The 16188-nt window shown below is 71.6% G+C and carries 16 protein-coding genes; 8 read left to right on the forward strand and 8 right to left on the reverse strand.

Annotated features, from left to right (window positions below; genetic code table 11):
• Positions 1 to 90: 90 nt before the first annotated feature.
• Both ABWI07_RS25210 and ABWI07_RS25215 read right to left on the reverse strand, forming a co-directional pair.
• Complete coding sequence (locus ABWI07_RS25210; RefSeq protein ID WP_160161094.1) at positions 91 to 1488, reverse strand: iron-containing redox enzyme family protein; 1398 nt, start codon at positions 1486 to 1488, stop codon at positions 91 to 93.
• Positions 1489 to 2155: 667 nt separating this feature from the next.
• Positions 2156 to 3139: a helix-turn-helix domain-containing protein gene (locus ABWI07_RS25215; RefSeq protein ID WP_149262723.1), complete on the reverse strand. Its 984-nt coding sequence runs from the start codon at positions 3137 to 3139 to the stop codon at positions 2156 to 2158.
• A 112-nt stretch (positions 3140 to 3251) separates the two neighbouring features.
• Between ABWI07_RS25215 and ABWI07_RS25220 the strand changes: the two genes are divergently transcribed.
• On the forward strand, positions 3252 to 3731 hold the full coding sequence (locus ABWI07_RS25220) for a rhodanese-like domain-containing protein (RefSeq protein WP_149262722.1): 480 nt from the start codon (positions 3252 to 3254) through the stop codon (positions 3729 to 3731).
• A 200-nt stretch (positions 3732 to 3931) separates the two neighbouring features.
• On the forward strand, positions 3932 to 5386 hold the full coding sequence (locus ABWI07_RS25225) for a DEAD/DEAH box helicase (protein ID WP_149262721.1): 1455 nt from the start codon (positions 3932 to 3934) through the stop codon (positions 5384 to 5386).
• Between the two features lie 75 nt (positions 5387 to 5461).
• Here the strand turns inward: ABWI07_RS25225 and ABWI07_RS25230 are convergent, their stop codons facing one another.
• Both ABWI07_RS25230 and ABWI07_RS25235 read right to left on the reverse strand, forming a co-directional pair.
• On the reverse strand, positions 5462 to 6271 hold the full coding sequence (locus tag ABWI07_RS25230) for an acyltransferase (protein ID WP_149262720.1): 810 nt from the start codon (positions 6269 to 6271) through the stop codon (positions 5462 to 5464).
• Positions 6272 to 6361: 90 nt separating this feature from the next.
• Positions 6362 to 6835: a hypothetical protein gene (locus ABWI07_RS25235; RefSeq protein ID WP_353820007.1), complete on the reverse strand. Its 474-nt coding sequence runs from the start codon at positions 6833 to 6835 to the stop codon at positions 6362 to 6364.
• 171 nt (positions 6836 to 7006) lie between these two features.
• Here ABWI07_RS25235 and ABWI07_RS25240 point away from each other — a divergent pair, with 171 nt between their 5' ends.
• Both ABWI07_RS25240 and ABWI07_RS25245 read left to right on the forward strand, forming a co-directional pair.
• The gene (locus ABWI07_RS25240) at positions 7007 to 7531 is read left to right on the forward strand and encodes a peptidylprolyl isomerase (protein WP_149262718.1); all 525 of its coding nucleotides are present in this window, start codon (positions 7007 to 7009) and stop codon (positions 7529 to 7531) included.
• A 66-nt stretch (positions 7532 to 7597) separates the two neighbouring features.
• Positions 7598 to 8494 (forward strand): rhomboid family intramembrane serine protease, encoded by an 897-nt coding sequence (locus tag ABWI07_RS25245; RefSeq protein ID WP_149262717.1) that lies wholly within the window; start codon positions 7598 to 7600, stop codon positions 8492 to 8494.
• A 142-nt stretch (positions 8495 to 8636) separates the two neighbouring features.
• Here the strand turns inward: ABWI07_RS25245 and ABWI07_RS25250 are convergent, their stop codons facing one another.
• Positions 8637 to 8894, reverse strand: a complete 258-nt coding sequence (locus ABWI07_RS25250; protein WP_149262716.1) for a cell division protein CrgA — start codon at positions 8892 to 8894, stop codon at positions 8637 to 8639.
• Between the two features lie 81 nt (positions 8895 to 8975).
• Between ABWI07_RS25250 and ABWI07_RS25255 the strand changes: the two genes are divergently transcribed.
• From ABWI07_RS25255 to ABWI07_RS25270, 4 genes are read left to right on the forward strand one after another with little or no spacing between them, the layout of a single operon-like run.
• Entirely contained in the window at positions 8976 to 9731 is a 756-nt protein-coding gene (locus tag ABWI07_RS25255; RefSeq protein ID WP_149262715.1) for a DUF881 domain-containing protein, read from the forward strand.
• Between the two features lie 23 nt (positions 9732 to 9754).
• Positions 9755 to 10399, forward strand: coding sequence for a class E sortase (locus ABWI07_RS25260; RefSeq protein ID WP_235037191.1), 645 nt, complete (start codon positions 9755 to 9757; stop codon positions 10397 to 10399).
• 8 nt (positions 10400 to 10407) lie between these two features.
• Positions 10408 to 10596, forward strand: coding sequence for a hypothetical protein (locus ABWI07_RS25265; protein WP_149262714.1), 189 nt, complete (start codon positions 10408 to 10410; stop codon positions 10594 to 10596).
• 6 nt (positions 10597 to 10602) lie between these two features.
• Positions 10603 to 11205, forward strand: coding sequence for an anthranilate synthase component II (locus tag ABWI07_RS25270; RefSeq protein WP_353820009.1), 603 nt, complete (start codon positions 10603 to 10605; stop codon positions 11203 to 11205).
• A 223-nt stretch (positions 11206 to 11428) separates the two neighbouring features.
• On the opposite strand, the gene pknB is transcribed toward ABWI07_RS25270, so the two are convergent.
• The 3 genes from pknB to ABWI07_RS25285 are packed head-to-tail and all read right to left on the reverse strand — an operon-like array spanning position 11429 to position 16186.
• Positions 11429 to 13246: a Stk1 family PASTA domain-containing Ser/Thr kinase gene (gene pknB, locus ABWI07_RS25275; RefSeq protein ID WP_149262712.1), complete on the reverse strand. Its 1818-nt coding sequence runs from the start codon at positions 13244 to 13246 to the stop codon at positions 11429 to 11431.
• Between the two features lie 22 nt (positions 13247 to 13268).
• Positions 13269 to 14714, reverse strand: coding sequence for a serine/threonine-protein kinase (locus ABWI07_RS25280; RefSeq protein ID WP_353820010.1), 1446 nt, complete (start codon positions 14712 to 14714; stop codon positions 13269 to 13271).
• Positions 14711 to 16186 (reverse strand): peptidoglycan D,D-transpeptidase FtsI family protein, encoded by a 1476-nt coding sequence (locus ABWI07_RS25285; protein WP_235037190.1) that lies wholly within the window; start codon positions 16184 to 16186, stop codon positions 14711 to 14713. The genes ABWI07_RS25280 and ABWI07_RS25285 overlap by 4 nt, the downstream gene beginning before the upstream one ends.
• Positions 16187 to 16188 lie beyond the last annotated feature (2 nt).

Below are 16188 nucleotides of genomic sequence, written 5' to 3' on the forward strand. Positions count from 1 at the left end.
CGGCACTGGGCATGGCGCAGTCAGGCGGGGCAAGAGAGACGGGAGTCTCGGTGGGAGCGTCGAGAGCGGAGAGCGGGAGAGGGGGAGGCGTCAGGCGGGGGTCGTGGCGGGGGTCACCGCGTGGAGCAGGCAGGCGGTCTCCGGCGTGGCCGACCGGATCCCGTAGAGGCGTCCGGCGGGGATCAGCACGGAGTCGCCGCGCGCCAGCCGCTCCGGCGGTCCGGTGGGGGTCGTGACGAGGTCGGCCTCGCCGCGCTCCACCTCCAGGACGATGTCGCCGTCGTGGGTGCGCGTGCCGAACGGGCTCTCGGGAGTCAGCGCGACGCGCTCGGGCGGCTCGGACCCGGTCCGCGCCGAACCGGCGAGCTCCCGGTGCCGGGGGAGGTCGTCCGACCAGCGGATCTGCGCCGCGGTGTCGTCCTCGAACCAGCCGCCGACCAGCCGCGCCTCCGCGATGCCGCGCAGCAGCTCGGGGACGACGCGCGGGCCGTGCCGCTTGGCCAGCGCGAGCAGCACCTGGTCCCTGGTGATGCGGCCGTGGTGCTCGTCGATATGCGCGTGCTCGTCGCAGTAATGCAGATCGACGGCGTCGCCGAATATGCCGCGGAAGACCTTGACCATTTCCACGAAGGCGGGCGCGAAAACGGCCTCCGCATAGGTGACGGCACCCGCGTAACGGAAGAACTTCGCATGGTCGCGGGACAGGTAGTAATAGTAGTTGTTCGTCGCCAGCGGACCGGTCAGGTAGAAGTTCCAGTACGCGTGCACATGGGTCGCCATGGCGCGGCTGCGCAGCATTTTGGCGAAGATCGTGGTGTGCTTGGCGTCGTAGACCCCGTAGCCGAATTCGTCGATGAAGATCTTGAATAGGGCGGACTGCTCGGGGCCGTAGGCGCCGGCGAGGTTGCGCGACATCGCGGAGGCCTCGGTGAGGCCGTCCAGCGCGAGCTGCACCAGGTACAGGTCGGCGGCGCTCTCCTTGTCGCGGGCGCCGGCGATGGCGGTCAGCGCGGGCGACGGCCCGGCGGCGGCCTCGTCCACGACGTGCTGGAAGTAGGCCTCCAGCACCTCGGGAGTGGCCGCGCCGCTGACGTCCACCGCGTCGTCCAGGCAGCCGAACGCGAAACGTTCCAGCGCCGAGACCGAGGTTTCCCGGAGTTCCTTCAGTTGCGGGCCGTAGAAGAGATCGAAATCTTCGTACAGCCCGTCGAGCCCTTGTTCGGGGAGCAGCACCGTCTCGGCTTCGTAGAAGGTGCCGAGGAGCCGGTGTGCGGCGAGCGATCGATGGGCCGACCAGTCGGCGGGCCCGGGCGGGAGGTCGAAGTCGGACTCGGCCAGCGAGCCGGGCACGAGCATGCGGCGGTAGGGGTTGCGGTCGTGGACGACATGGGCGTCACCGCGGAACAGCGGGTGGCCGGCGAATGCCAGGATCCGCTTTCCGAGGGTGCCGCCGGTGCGGGGCGCGGCGGGAGCCGCCTGTGGTTGCACTGTCATTAATTTGTACCGTTCACCTGACTACTTCAAGGGTCGGGTGTAGCTGGAGGCTTGCGCGGCCGATTGTGTCGGCCAGGGTCACCTAGAACGGCTTTCATTTGTTGGCGGGATGAACAAACGTGGCGGAGTGGATTTGGTCTCTCACGATCAGTAAGAGGCCGCTTCCGTTGACTGCCGGGGCAGATTAACAAAGGCCCGGGCCACCGATCAACGATTGATCTGGAACTTTGTGCCAAGGGCCGGCTTTCCCGGCGCGGGGTCCGAAGTTTCGGTCCCGTCCGAAATGATCTTGCGGGCGTCCGCCCGGATCGGCCCCCCGTCCGCCCTGGACGCCTCCGGGGCCCGCTGACCTCGCCGCCCCGCCGGCGGCCCGCCCGTGCCCGAGCGCCGTGGTCGCGGCGCAACCAGCTCCTGACATCGGTGACTTCTGCTGGTCAGGGAACTCCGGGGGCACTCCCCGGTTGATGGCCGTAACCGGACGGTTACCTTGGCCGAAGCCCCGCGGGGCCCCGCCTCCCGCCTCCCTCGCCCCTCGGCGGCCTTGCTCAGATCGACCGCCAGGCTCCGCTCCCGCACAGCGCCTGAGGCGCTCGGGCGGCCGGCCGCCGGCCCGGACGTCGGATCCTCTGGGCCGGGCCGTCCGGGGCGCGTCCGCCGGCGGTCAGGTGCCCGCGGTTGCCCGGAACGTGCGCCGGTAGGCGGACGGCGAGGTCCGCATCGTCCGGGCGAAGTGGTGCCGGAACGTGGCCGGGCTCTCGAAGCCGACCGCCGCGCCGACCTCCTCGATCGGCGCGCCGCCCTCCTCCAGCAGCGGCAGCGCCGCCAGGACCCGCTGGCCGACCACCCAGCGCAGCGGGCTCGTCCCCGTCCGCAGCTGGAAGCGCCGCAGGAACGTGCGTGGCGCCAGGCACGCCTCGCGTGCCATCCGGGACACGGTGATCGGCTCGGCGAGATGGTCGAGCGCCCACGCCATGGCCCGCGCGACCGGGTCGTCCTCCTCCGGCGGAAGCACCGCCGCCTCCACGAACTGCGCCTGCCCGCCGTCCCGGTGCGGCGGGACGACCAGCCGCCGCGCCACCGCGTTGGCGACCCGGGCGCCGTGGTCCTTGCGGACGAGGTGCAGGCACATGTCGAGCCCCGCCGCGCTGCCCGCCCCGGTGAGCACGTCGTCGCCGTCCACGTAGAGGACGTCGGGCGTCACCTGGACGAGCGGGTAGCGGCGGCGCAGCAGGTCGGCATACCGCCAGTGCGTCGTGGCCGCCCGTCCGTCCAGGAGCCCCGCGGCGGCCAGGGCGAAGGCGCCGGAGCAGATGGACACCACGCGGGCGCCCCGCGCGTGCGCCTCGCGGAGCGCCGCGACGACCTCGGGCGGCGGGTCCGCGCGGACGTCGGGGACGGCGACGACGAGCACCGTGTCCGCCGACGCGAACGCGTCCAGCCCGTGCTCGGCCGTCATCGTGAAACCGCCCACCGCCCGCATCGGTCCGCGTTCCAGCGAGCAGACCCGCAGGTCGTACCAGGGGACGTCCAGCTCTGGCCGGGGCAGCCCGAACACCTCGACGACCGTGCCGAGCTCGAACGGCGCCATGCCGTCGAACACCAGCACCGACACCGTGTGCCGGCGGGAGGGGGAAGCGAGACGCATGGCGAAATCTTAGCGATAGGCGGCATTCACGCCACTTCCGGACGGGCGGCCGCGAACCCGAGGATCGAGATGGCCACGAGAGAGAGTTCTCACGTTCCTAAGGAGCTCGCAGATGAACACAGCCACCCCGGCGCCCGCGGCGACGCAGGCGCCCGCCGCCACCGCCGACGAGGCGCTCCGGCACTTCGCCGCCCGCCTGGCGTTCGAGACGGACGTGTCGGACGTGGCCGCCCAACTCGCCGAAGGGACGCCCGGCCTCGTGGTCGTCGACACCCGCAGCGCCGAGAGCTGGGCGCAGGGCCACGTCCAGGGCGCCGTCCACCTGCCCACCGCAGAGATCGCCGATCGCGCAGCCGCGCTCGTCCCGGAGGGCGCGACCGTGGTGGTCTACTGCTGGGGGCCGGGCTGCAACGGCGCCCAGAAGGCGGCGCTGGAGTTCGCGAAGCTCGGCCGCCCGGTGAAGGAGATGCTCGGCGGATTCGAGTACTGGGCGCGGGAGGGCTGCCCGGTGGAGACCGGTGGCGGCGCCGTCACCCGGCGTTCCCCGGACCCGCTCACGGCCCCCGTCGACGGCGTTTCGTGTGCATGCTGAGTATGAAGTGACGAATGTTCCTTCCGGGATGGGGCATAAGGTCGTTCCCCGACGACGTTAGACTCTAGGAATCAATCTTCGGCGCCGCCGCTGGCGCCAGGCTCGTCCTTGCAGGCCACGCCCACTGAGGTGCCTCCCGAGACGTGCCCCCTCTCGGAAGGTAATGCGTGACCACAGCTGCTGCTGCACAGAACCCGACCATGCCCGCCATCGCGGACGAGGAGACGGTTCCCACCTTCGCCGAGCTCGGCCTCCCGCCGGTGCTGGTGAGCGCTCTGGCCCGCCAGGGCATCGAAGCCCCGTTCCCGATCCAGGCCGCCGCGATCCCCGATGTCATGTCGGGCCGCGACGTCCTCGGGCGCGGCAAGACCGGGTCCGGCAAGACCCTGGCGTTCGGGCTCCCGCTGCTCGCCCGCCTCTCCGGCCGGAAGGCCGCCCCCAAGCGCCCCCTCGCGCTGATCCTCGTCCCGACCCGCGAGCTGGCCCAGCAGGTCCAGACGAACCTGGAGCCGCTCGGCCGCGGGCTCGGCCTGCGCTTCAAGACCGTCATCGGCCAGACCTCGATGTTCAAGCAGATCGACGCGCTGCGCCGCGGCGTCGAGGTGCTCGTGGCCACCCCGGGCCGGCTCAAGGACCTGATGCGGCAGGGCGCCTGCGACCTGTCCGACGTCGAGATCGCCGTGCTCGACGAGGCCGACCACATGGCCGACATGGGCTTCCTGCCCGACGTCACCGACATCCTGGACGCCGCCCAGCCCGGCGGGCAGCGGCTGCTGTTCTCCGCCACCCTCGACAAGGACGTCGACGTCCTGGTCAGGCGGTACCTGAACGAGCCGGTCACGCACGCGATCGGCCCGGTGGACGAGTCCGTCGACACCATGGACCACCACCTGCTGCTCGTGGCGCCCAAGGAGAAGGGCGCCATCACCGCCGAGATCGCCAACCGCGAGGGCCGGACGATCCTGTTCGCCCGCACCAAGCACGGCGTCGACCGGCTCGCCAAGCAGCTCACCCAGGCCGGCGTCCGCGCGGCGGGCCTGCACGGCGGCAAGAGCCAGGGCCTGCGCACCCGCACCCTCGCCGAGTTCCGCGAGGGCTCCATCAGCGTGCTGGTCGCCACCGACGTCGCCGCCCGCGGCATCCACGTCGACGACGTGACGCTCGTCATGCACGTCGACCCGCCCGCCGACCACAAGGACTACATGCACCGCGCCGGGCGCACCGCCCGCGCCGGCGAGCGCGGCACCGTCGTCACGCTCGTCCTGCCGCACCAGGTGCGCTCCACGTCCGCGATGACGCGCCGCGCCGGCATCAACGCCCCCCGGACCCGGGTGACCACCGGCGACGCCGAGCTGGTCAAGCTGACCGGGGCCCGGCAGCCGTCCGGCATCCCGATCGAGGAGCCGCTCATCCCCGAGCGCCCCGCGCGCCGCGAGGGCGGCCGGGGCCGGCCGGGCGCGCGCCGGGGCCGCGGCCCCCGCACGTTCGACCGCGAGGGCGGCAACCGCCGCCGCGACGGCGAGGGCGGGCGAGGCGAGCACCGCTCCTTCTCCTCCGGCGAGCGCCGCGGCGGTCCCCGGACCGGCGGCGGCTCCCACGGCAACCGCCGCGGCGCCTCCTTCGGGGGCGACCGCCGGACCGCCCGCACCAGCTGACCGACCACGGAAGAGCCCCGCACGCGAGTGCGGGGCTCTTTCGCATGTCCTGTCCGCCCGGCGGGGGCGGAACGGTCAGCCGGCCTCCTCGCTCAGGACGTCGCCGTCCCGGGCGGCGGACTCGGCCCGCAGACGGTCCTGGAGGATCTGGAGGCCTTCCAGGCCGTTGACCGAGAGGGCCGCGAGCTCGTCCAGCGACATGAGGGAGTCGGTGCGCAGGGGCGGCTGCCAGCCGTTCTCCTTGTCGTGGCTGCGCAGGATCTTGGCGGGCACGCCGCCGATGACCGAGTGGTCGGGGAACTCGCCGCGGACGACGGCGCCCCCGGCGACCGCGACGTTGCGGCCGAGGCGGGTGCCGGGCAGGATGATCGCCCCGGTGCCGATCCAGCAGCCGTCCCCGATCACGACCGGGTTGTTCTCCGGCCACTGCCGCCCGATCGGGGTGTGCAGGTCGCCGTAGGTGTGGTTCTGGTCGGTGATGTAGACGTTCGGGCCGGTGAAGACGTCGTCGCCGATGTCGATGGACTGGTGGCCGACGATGTGGGTGCCGCGGCCGAGCGAGCAGCTCGCGCCGATCCGGACGATGACGTCCGGGCCGAGGTCGAGGCCGGGCACGAAGCCGGCGGAGATGGTGACGTGCGTGCCGACCAGCGTGTGGTCGCCGATCGAGATCCAGGGCTCGCCGTAGATGCTGCCGGTCGGGAAGCCGATGCAGGCGCCCTCGCCCAGGTAGGCGAACTGGCGGCGGCCCGGCGTGTGCGGGGTGATCTCCCCGTGCCGCTGGATCCATTCCCAGGCGCGGTGCACTGCCGTGTGCACGCCCTGGCGGGCCCGCTGCCTCGCGCGGTCCGCCAGTACCTGCCGCAGGGGGCGTTTCGGCGACATGGCGTTCACCGTACCGGGTGGTAGCCATCGGAGGCCGCACGGGGACGGAGAAGGGCCCGGCCGTGCGGCCGGGCCCCTCCTCCTGCGTGCTCAGTGCGGCGAATGCACCTGGCCGTCGACGTCGGCGCCGCTGACCGTCATGGAGTCGGCCGAGGTGGCGCTGTGCGCCTGCTCGCCCGACCCCTTGGCCATGTCGCGGATGGCGCCGCGCCGCGTCGCCACCGCGCCGACAACGCCGACGGCGGCGACCACGCCCATCATCGCCATGAGGGCGCCGCGACCGGGCTTGGTCCGCTTCGGCGGCTCCACCCGTCCGGCGACGTCACTCAGGAACGTGCTCACCCGCGGGGCGAGCCCGGTCTCCACATACCGGGCCGCCTGCCGGAGCCTCGGTGCGCTCCATCCGCGGACGACCAACACGCGCTCGTTCGCGATGGGGCCGATCCGCTCGGCCGCGACGGAGGCGCCCTGGCGCCACCTGTCGGCGCCCTGGCGGGCCACCTCCTGGACGCGGCCGAGCCGGTTCACGACCTCGTCCTGCGGCTTCCGGCGGATACTGATCATTAGGGACACGCTAACCTCCCTGTTTGCGAGGTCCTGTCAGGCAGCCTTCCCTGCGACCGAAAGGTAAACACGGCGAGCGTGACGAACTTTTCACGCAGGGTGACGATTTCCGGCATGGCCGAGACCCCGCATCAGACGTCACAGAACCCATCTCACGAGGAGGCGGCCAGCGTGGCCAACGAGATCTTCGCGACGCTCAACACGTCGCTCGGCAAGATCGTGATCCAGCTGTACCCGGAGCACGCGCCCGAGACGGTGGCGAACTTCGTCGAGCTGGCGGAGGGCACCCGCACCTGGACCGACCCGAACACCGGGCAGAAGACGGACCGGCCGCTCTACAACGGGACGATCTTCCACCGGGTCATCGACCAGTTCATGCTCCAGGGCGGCGACCCGCTCGGCACCGGCACCGGCGGCCCGGGCTACCAGTTCAAGGACGAGTTCCACCCGGACCTGAAGTTCAACCGCCCGTACCTGCTGGCGATGGCGAACGCCGGGCCCGGCACCAACGGCTCCCAGTTCTTCATCACGCTGAGCGTCGCGCACACCCAGCACCTGACCGGCCGGCACACCATCTTCGGCAAGGTCATCGAGGGGACGGACGTCGTCGACCGGATCGGCAAGGTCCCGACCGGCCGGATGGACCGTCCGAAGGAGGACGTCGTCATCGAATCGGTGACGATCGAGCGCCGTTAGTCGTTGGTCCAGGTGAGACCCCGTGACGGGTAAGAGCCGAACCATACCGGCCCCACGGAGCCGCTGATGAGCACAGACCAGAGTCCCGCCCCCGAGACCTCGGTGCCGACCTGCTACCGGCATCCGGGGCGCGAGACGTATGTCCGCTGCACCCGGTGCGACCGCTTCATCTGTCCCGACTGCATGCGGGACGCGGCGGTCGGGCACCAGTGCGTGGAGTGCGTCGCCGAGGGCAACCGGGGGGTCCGCAAGGCGGTTCCCCGGACGGTGCTCGGCGCGCGGGGCTCGGCGTCCGCCGTGCCGGTCGTCACCTACACGCTGATCGGCCTGTGCGTCGCGGCTTACCTCGCCGAGCTGGCGTCCTGGCGCGTGGTCTGGGAGTTCATGATGCTCGGCCAGGCCGTCCTGCCGGACGGCCGGGTCGGCGGGGTCGCCGAGGGCGAGTGGTACCGGCTGTTCACCACGATGTTCCTGCACCAGCGCGGCGGATCGTTCGGCATCACCCACATCCTGTTCAACATGTGGGCGCTGTGGGCCGTCGGTCCCGCGCTGGAGCAGGTGCTCGGACGGTGGCGCTACCTCGCCCTGTACCTGCTGTCGGGGCTCGGCGGTTCGGTGCTGCTGTACCTGGTCGGCTCCCCGCACGACTCGGCGGTCGGCGCGTCCGGGGCCATCTTCGGCCTCTTCGGGGCGTACTTCGTGATCGGCCGCAGGCTCGGCGGGCCGGTCGGCCCCATCGTGGTGCTGCTGGTGATCAACCTGGTGATCACATTCTCGGTGCCGGGGATCTCCTGGCAGGGCCACGTCGGCGGCCTCGCGGTGGGGGCGGCGCTGGCCGCGGCCTACGCCTACACGCCGGACGCGCGGCGCAGGCTGGTCCACCTCGCGGCGCCGCTGGTCGTGCTGGCGCTGCTCGCGGCGCTCGTGATCCTCAGAACGGCCGAGCTGAGCCCCGCGGTGTAGCCGCGGGCGCGGACGCCGCGCACGCGCACGGCCACCAGGCCCGCGCGCGGCGGCGTCCGCGCTCCGGCGCCTGTGGACACTCCCTGTGGAAAACTTGGGGAAAGGCGCGGTGAGCGACCCTCAACCTGTGGATAACTCGCGATCAGCGCCAGCGGGTCGAAAGGATCACACCGAGGATGATCGCGGTGAAGCCGATCCCCAGGTTCCAGTTGTGCAGGTCGGTCATGTACGGCACGTCCGTACCGGTGCTGGCCGTCACATAGAAGACGGCGATCCAGATCAGACCGAAGAGCCACAGCGCGACCATGGTCGGCACGAGCCAGCGCGGGCTGACCTCGGGCGCCTTGGACTTCTGCGGGGGCGTGTAGACGGCCTTCTTGCGCACTTTGGACTTGGCCACGGTGGGATCGATCTCCTCGGGCGTCCGGCGGCCGGAGCGCCGGGCCGCGCATGGGTGGTTTGTCGGTTAGCGTAGTCGCTGGTGAGCAGCGTACGGCGTCCAGCGTGGGGAAGCATCATCCCAGTTCTCACGCTCCTTGCGGGAACCCTGTTCGCGGCGAGCGCGAGCACGGCCCGCGGTACGAGCCTGCGTGAGCAGGGCCGGACCAGGATCACCGAGCTCATCACCGCGGAGCAGCGCCGGGCCCGGCAGGATCGCGCCGAGTACCGGCGGTTGCGCCGCCAAGTCGACGGTATCTCCCGGGAGGCCGGACGTCACGACGCCAGGGTGAAAAACGCTCAGGCGGAGGCCGACCGGCTGGCCGCCGAGGCCGGGTTCACCCCCGCCGCCGGACGGGCCGTCCGGGTCACGCTCGACGACGCGCCGCTGCCGAAGTCGGGCGACCTGCCCCGCGGCGTCAGCCCGGACGACCTCGTCGTGCACCAGAGCGACGTCCAGTCCGTCGTCAACGCGCTGTGGGCGGGCGGCGCCCGCGCCATGCAGATCATGGACCAGCGGGTGATCTCGACCAGCGCGGTGCGCTGCGTGGGCAATACGCTGATCCTCCAGGGCGTCGTGTACTCCCCGCCGTTCCGGATCACCGCCGTCGGCGACCCGGACCGGCTGCGCGCGGCGCTCGGCGCGTCCCGCGAGATCGCGGTCTACCGCAAGTACGTCCGCGCCTACGGGCTCGGCTACGCGGTGCGGACCGTGGGGCGCGCCACGTTGCCGCCCTACACCGGCAACGTGACCATGAAGCACGCTACGGTTCCGGCGGAACCGCCCAAAGGCGACTGAACCCCCCGGCAGAGGAGGACGCGGTGCGCACGGTGATCCGTGGCATGGGCGAGCTGTGCATCACCGCCGGACTGATCGTCATGCTGTTCGTGACGTACGAGCTGTGGGGCACCGGCCAGTACACCAAGGGCGCGCAGGACCGGCTCGGCGACGAGATGCTGAAGAACTGGCGGGCCACCAAGGTCACCACCGAGAAGGTCGAGCTCGGCAGGGGACTCGCCGTGATCCGCATCCCCAGGTTCGGCGAGCACTACCGCTTCGTGGTGATCGAGGGCGTCGACCGCGCCGACCTGCGCAAGGGTCCCGGCCACTACCCGGGCAGCGCGCTGCCCGGCCAGGTCGGCAACTTCGTGGTCTCCGGGCACCGGACGACCTACTCCGCGCCGTTCAACCGGCTCGGCGAGCTCGACCGCGGCGACGAGATCCTCATCGACACCCGGGACGAGCAGTACGTCTACAAGGTCACCGACCGGCGGATCGTGCGGCCGTCGGCGGTGGAGGTGACCGCGCCCGTCCCGTTCCACCCGAAGCGGCGGCCGACCGAGCGGCTCATCACGCTCACCACCTGCCACCCGAAGTACTCCGCCGCGCAACGAATGATCATCTTCGGCGAGCTGACCGAGGCGCTGCCGCGCGCGGCAGCGGCCCGGCAGGCCGCCGGGACGTAGGAGGCCCCGTGTACGCCTGGATCTGGCGCCGGCTGCCCGGCGCCTGGCAGACCAAGACCGCGACCGCCCTCGGCCTGCTCGTCGCGATCGCCGCCATCCTCTGGTACGTGGTGTTCCCCTGGGTCGAGCCCAAGGTCCAGTTCGACCACGGGGTCGTCCAAGACCCGGTGCCGTCCGGCTCCGCCACCCCGGGCTGACCGGCGATGCGCGTCCTCGTCGTCGACAACCACGACAGCTTCGTCTACAACATCGTCCAGTACCTGCTGGAACTCGGCGCCGAGTGCGTCGTCAAGGACCGGTCGGACGTCGCCGTCCAGGACGCCGAACAGGCCGACGGCGTCCTGCTGAGCCCCGGGCCCGGCCACCCGGCGGACGCCGGGGTGTGCCTCGACCTCGTCCGGGACGCCGAACGCCGCGGCGCCCCGCTGCTCGGCGTCTGCCTCGGCCACCAGGTGATCGCCCACGTGCACGGCGCGACGGTCGCCCGGGCGCCCGAGATCGTCCACGGCTCCACGAGCGAGATCCACCATGACGGCGCCGGCGTCTTCCGCGGCCTGCCGGACCCGTTCGCCGCGACCCGCTACCACTCGCTGGCCGTCGTGCCCGGGACCGTCCCGCCGGACGTCCTGGAGGTGACGGCCCGCACCCGCGACGGCGTCGTCATGGGGCTGCGCCATCGGAGCCGCCCCGTGGAGGGCGTCCAGTTCCATCCCGAGTCGATCCTGTCCACCGCCGGACACCGGCTGCTGCGGAACTGGCTGGCCACCTGCGATGACCTGCGCCTTCACCGGACGGGCCGGGACTAGGCGGGATCTTCTCCTCCAACTCAGAAAATTTCGGTTGAAATCCGTAACGTCCCATGGGGTCGCGACGAAGACCATAGCGAAGGGCTTCCGCCATTGCCCCCGAGTGGCGGAGGCCCTTCTCTCATGCCCGGGCATGTCCGAACCCGTTCGGGCCCCGCGGCCCGTCCGCGAACGCCGAGGGCCCCGCCTCCTTCCGGAGGCGGGGCCCTCGTTCCTACCTGGGTCAGCCCTGGCCGTCCCCGTTGCCCGGGAAGCCGGGGAAGCCCGGCGTCGGCGTGCCCTGCCCGGGCGGCGGCGACTGCTGCTGCTTCTCCGCAACGAAGATCGTCACCGTGTCGCCCGGCGCGACCGTCGCGCCCTCACCCGGCTGCTGGTCGTAGACGAAGCCCGGGGCCACCTGCTTGTCGGGCGGCGGCGCGCCCTTCTGCACCTGGCACTTCAGGCCGAGGCCCTCCAGCTTGCCGCACGCGGCGCGCTGGCTGTTGTTGAACAGGCTCGGCACCTTCAGGCTCGACGGGCCGGTCGACACCGTCAGGGTGACGTTCGATCCCTTCTTCGCCTTCGAGCCGCCGGGCGGGTCGGTCGAGATCGCGTTGCCCCGCGGCACGGTGTCGCTCGACTCGACCCTCTTGTCGACCTCGAACCCGCGGCCCTCCAGTATCTTCTTCGCCGTCGCGTACGGCTTGCCGGTGACGTCCGGGACCTCGATCTCCGTGGGCGGCTTCGGGCCCTTGGAGACCAGCAGAGTCACCGTGGCGCCCTTGGCGGCGTTCGTGCCGGGCTCCGGATCGGAGCTGATCACGTAGCCGCTCTTGACGTCGTCGCTGTAGTCGGTCTTCGGCTGGCCGACCGTGAAGCCGAGCTTGGTGAGCTGGGCCGTCGCGTCGCTCTGCTTGACGTTGACGATGCTCTGCGGGATCGCGACCTGGTCGGCCGCCTTGTCCCCGCCGCTCATCAGCCAGCCGATGAGCGCGGCGCCGCCGATGAACAGCACCGCGAGCCCCACCCACAGCGCGGCCTTCCGTCCGGAGCCGTCGCGTTCGGCGCCGTCGTCGTAGTGGACGGGCGGCAGGCCGTAGCCGTCGTCCTGCGGCCGCCGCACCTGCGTGCGCGCCGGGCCGCCGCCGTACGCGCCCATCATCTGGGTGCCCTGCGGCTGGCCGCTCATCAGCATCGTGGACGCCGCCGTCGACGAGACGGGCTGGCCCTGCAGGACGCGCTGGATCTCCTGCCGGAACTCCGTCGCGTTCTGGTAGCGGTGGTCGGCGTCCTTCGCCATCGCCTTCAGCACGATCGCGTCCGCCCACTGCGGGATCTGCGGGTCCACCTGCGACGGCGGGACCGGCTCCTCCCGGACGTGCTGGTAGGCGATCGCGACCGGGGAGTCGCCGGTGAACGGCGGCTTGCCGGTGAGCAGCTCGTACAGCACGCAGCCGGTCGAGTAGATGTCGCTGCGGGCGTCCACCCGCTCGCCGCGCGCCTGCTCGGGCGACAGGTACTGCGCGGTGCCGATCACCTGGGCGGTCTGCGTCATCGTGGACGCCGTGTCGGCCATGGCCCGGGCGATGCCGAAGTCCATGACCTTGACCTCGTGCTGCCGGGTGAGCATCACGTTGGCCGGCTTGATGTCGCGGTGCACGATGCCGCCGCGGTGGCTGTAGTCCAGCGCCCGCAGGATCCCGTCGGTGATCTCCAGGGCCTTGTCCGGCAGCAGCGCGCGGTTCTCCCTCAGCAGGTCGCGCAGCGTGCTCCCGTCCACGTACTCCATCACGATGTACGGGATGGGGGTGTCGCCGATCATGTCCTCGCCGGTGTCGTACACGGCGATGACCGAGGGGTGGTTCAGCGACGCGGCCGACTGGGCCTCGCGCCGGAACCGGGCCTGGAACGTGGGGTCACGGGCCAGGTCGGACCGCAGCGTCTTGACCGCGACGACGCGATCGAGGCGGCGGTCCCGGGCACGGTAGACCTCGGCCATGCCGCCGCGCCCGATGACCGTTTCGAGCTCGTAGCGGCCGCCGAGCAGCCGAGGTTGACTCATATGTGCACTTTCCCTCGTACGTCTACACCTTGTCTCCAGAACCTAGCTTCCCCTCCTGGGTCGGCGGGGGATCCGGGCTCGGAGTTGACGGAGTCGTGGTGCTCCCCGTCGGTGCGGGTGTGGGCTCAGGGGCGGTGGGAGTCGCCCGGGGCGGATTCCTTGATGGCTTATGTGAAAGGGACGCCTTGGGGGTCGCCTGCGTTGACGGACGGATCCTATGCGTCCGGTGCCGCGGCGGAACAGCCGGCATGGGGGTGGTCCTGGCGGTGTGCCGCGGCGGAGTGGCGGGGGCGGTGGACGCCGGGTCGCCGACGCTGCCGTCCCCGACCGGCCGGGTGGCGGGGGGCGCGGGTGGATCCCGCTCGTCCTCGCCCGGCCCGGCGAACGCCAGCCCCTTCCACAGGGAGCCGACGACGATGACGCAGACCAGTACCACGGCGGCCGCGACGGACGCGTACGCCAGTGCCGGGCGCCGTTGCCCGGGCACCGGCCCGCTGGTGAGGTTATCCGCCCTCTCGCCAGCGTCAAATCCCGACAAAGTTGATGATTTTACGACAAGGCGATCGTTGCTGGTGGCGCCGGGGGCTCGCCGAGCGCCGTCCCGGCCCGCGTCCGGCCGGACGCTCCGACGGGCCGCGCCGCCCGCGGCCGTGCTGAGCGACGCGCGGATGCCGAGCGCCCGGGCGGCCACCGTGTCGGCGTCCGGGGGACGCTCCCGCGGCTCCTTCGCCAGCATCTCCATGATCAGCTCGCGGGCCGCCTCGGGCACCCGCGCCGGCAGCTCCGCGGGCGCGTCCCGGACGTGCTTGAGCGCCACCTCCACCGGCGTCCGCCCGTCGAACGGCGGCGCGCCCGTCAGGCACTCGTAGGCGACCACGCCCAGGGAGTACAGGTCCGCCGAGGGGGAGAGCTTCAGGCCCTGCGCCTGCTCCGGCGAGATGTAGTGCGCCGTCCCCATGACCATCCCGGTCTGGGTCTGCGACGCCGCGGCCAGCCGGCGGGCGATCCCGAAGTCGGTGATCTTCAGGGTGCCGTCCGGGGCCACCATCAGGTTGGCCGGCTTGACGTCGCGGTGCACGATCCCCGCCGCGTGCGCGACCGAGAGCGCCCGCGCCGCCTGCACGATCAGGTCGAGCACGGCCTCCAGCGGCAGTCCGCCGTCGCGCGCGAGGATCTCGTCCAGCGGCTCGCCGGGCACCAGCTCCATCACCAGGAACGTCCGGCCGGCCTGCTCGCCGTAGTCGAACGCCCGCGCGATCCCCGGGTGCCGCAGCTCCGCGGCGAACCGCGCCTCCGACTCGAACCGGCCCCGCGCCCGCACGTCCGAACCGAGCTCCAGGCGCAGCAGCTTCACCGCCACCGGCCGCCCGGACAGCGCGTCGGACGCGCGCCAGACCTCGCCCATCCCGCCGATCGCCAGCCGCTCCAGCAGCCGGTACCGGTCGTTCAGGACGAGGCCCGTACTCACTTCTGCAGCACCTTCGCCATGATCGCCGCCGCGACGGGGCCCGCGTTGGCGGCGCCCGAGCCCGGGGTCTCGACCATCACGGCGAACGCGTAGCGCGGGTTCTCGGTCGGGCTGAACCCGACGAACCAGTTGGCGTTCGGGTTGCCGGGGCCCTGCTCGGCGGTACCGGTCTTGCCGGCGATCCGCTTGCCCGCCAGGTTCTTCGCGGTGCCCTCGGAGACCACCGCGCGCATCATGTCCTCCAGCTGGCCGGCCTGGTCGCCGGACATCGCCTTCCCGAACTCCTTCGGCGAGGCGTTGTAGAGCTCGCTCTGGTCCTTGGCGCGGACCCGCTGCACCACGTACGGGTTCATGATCTTGCCGCCGTTGGCGACCGCGCAGGCGACCATCGCCATCTGCAGCGGGGTGGCCCGCACGTTCTCCTGGCCGATGCCGGAACGGGCCGTGCCGTCCTTGCCGGTCTGGATCGTGTTGCCCTTGGCGTCCTTGATCGAGACCGGGATGTCGCTCTCCGCGGCGTACATGTCGGGCTCCAGCTGCACGTGCTTGCCGAACCCGAAGGACTCGGCGCCGTCGTGCAGCTCCTGGATGCCCATGTCGAGCGCCATCTTCGCGAACGAGGTGTTGCAGGACTCGGCGAACGCGCCGCGCAGCGGGGCGGACCCGGCGCAGCTGCCGCTGTCGTGCGAGTTCGGCAGCGGGCGGCCCGACTCAGGCAGGATCAGCTGCCCGGTGTTCACCGTCGACGAGCTGTTCAGGCCGAGCTTCTGCATCCCGACCGCCGACACCACCGTCTTGAACGACGAGCCGGGCGGGAACGTCTGGCTGAGCGCGTTGTCGACCAGGGGCTTGATGACGCCCTCGCCCTTGTCGAGCTGCTCCAGCCGCTTGCCGCCCTTCTCACCCGTCTGCGGCGCGACCTCGTTCGGGTCGAACGACGGCCACGACGCCGCCACCTTGACCGCGCCCGTCTTCACGTCGATCACCACGGCGCCGCCGCGGCGGCCGTTCGACGTCCCGGCCTTCAGCTGCTCGTAGGCGGTGCGCTGCGCCTGCGGGTCGATGGTCAGCTCGACGTTCGCGCCCTCGGCCTTCTTGCCGATGAACGTGTCGAACCAGCGCTGCTGCGTGATCCGCTTGTCCTTGCCGCCGAGCAGCGAGTTGTAGGCCCGCTCGACCTGCGTGGCGTTGCCGTTGAAGTAGCCGGTGATCGGCGCGAAGATCGGCCCGTCCTTGTAGGTCCGGCCGTACTTCGGGTTGTCCTTGCCGGTCTCCTTCGAGACCACCAGCACCTCGCCGCCCGCCGAGATCTGGCCGCGCGGCGAGTTGAACACGTCCGCGTACTGGCGGCTGTTGCGCGCGTCGGTGCGCAGGTCCTCGGCCTGGCTGCCCTGGACGTAGTTGACCTGGGCCATCAGGCCGAAGAACAGCAGCAATGCGAAGATCGCCACCCGCCGAACCGGCTTGTCCATGT

The organism is Actinomadura sp. NPDC000600, assembly GCF_040492135.1.
Classification (GTDB): Bacteria; Actinomycetota; Actinomycetes; order Streptosporangiales; family Streptosporangiaceae; genus Spirillospora.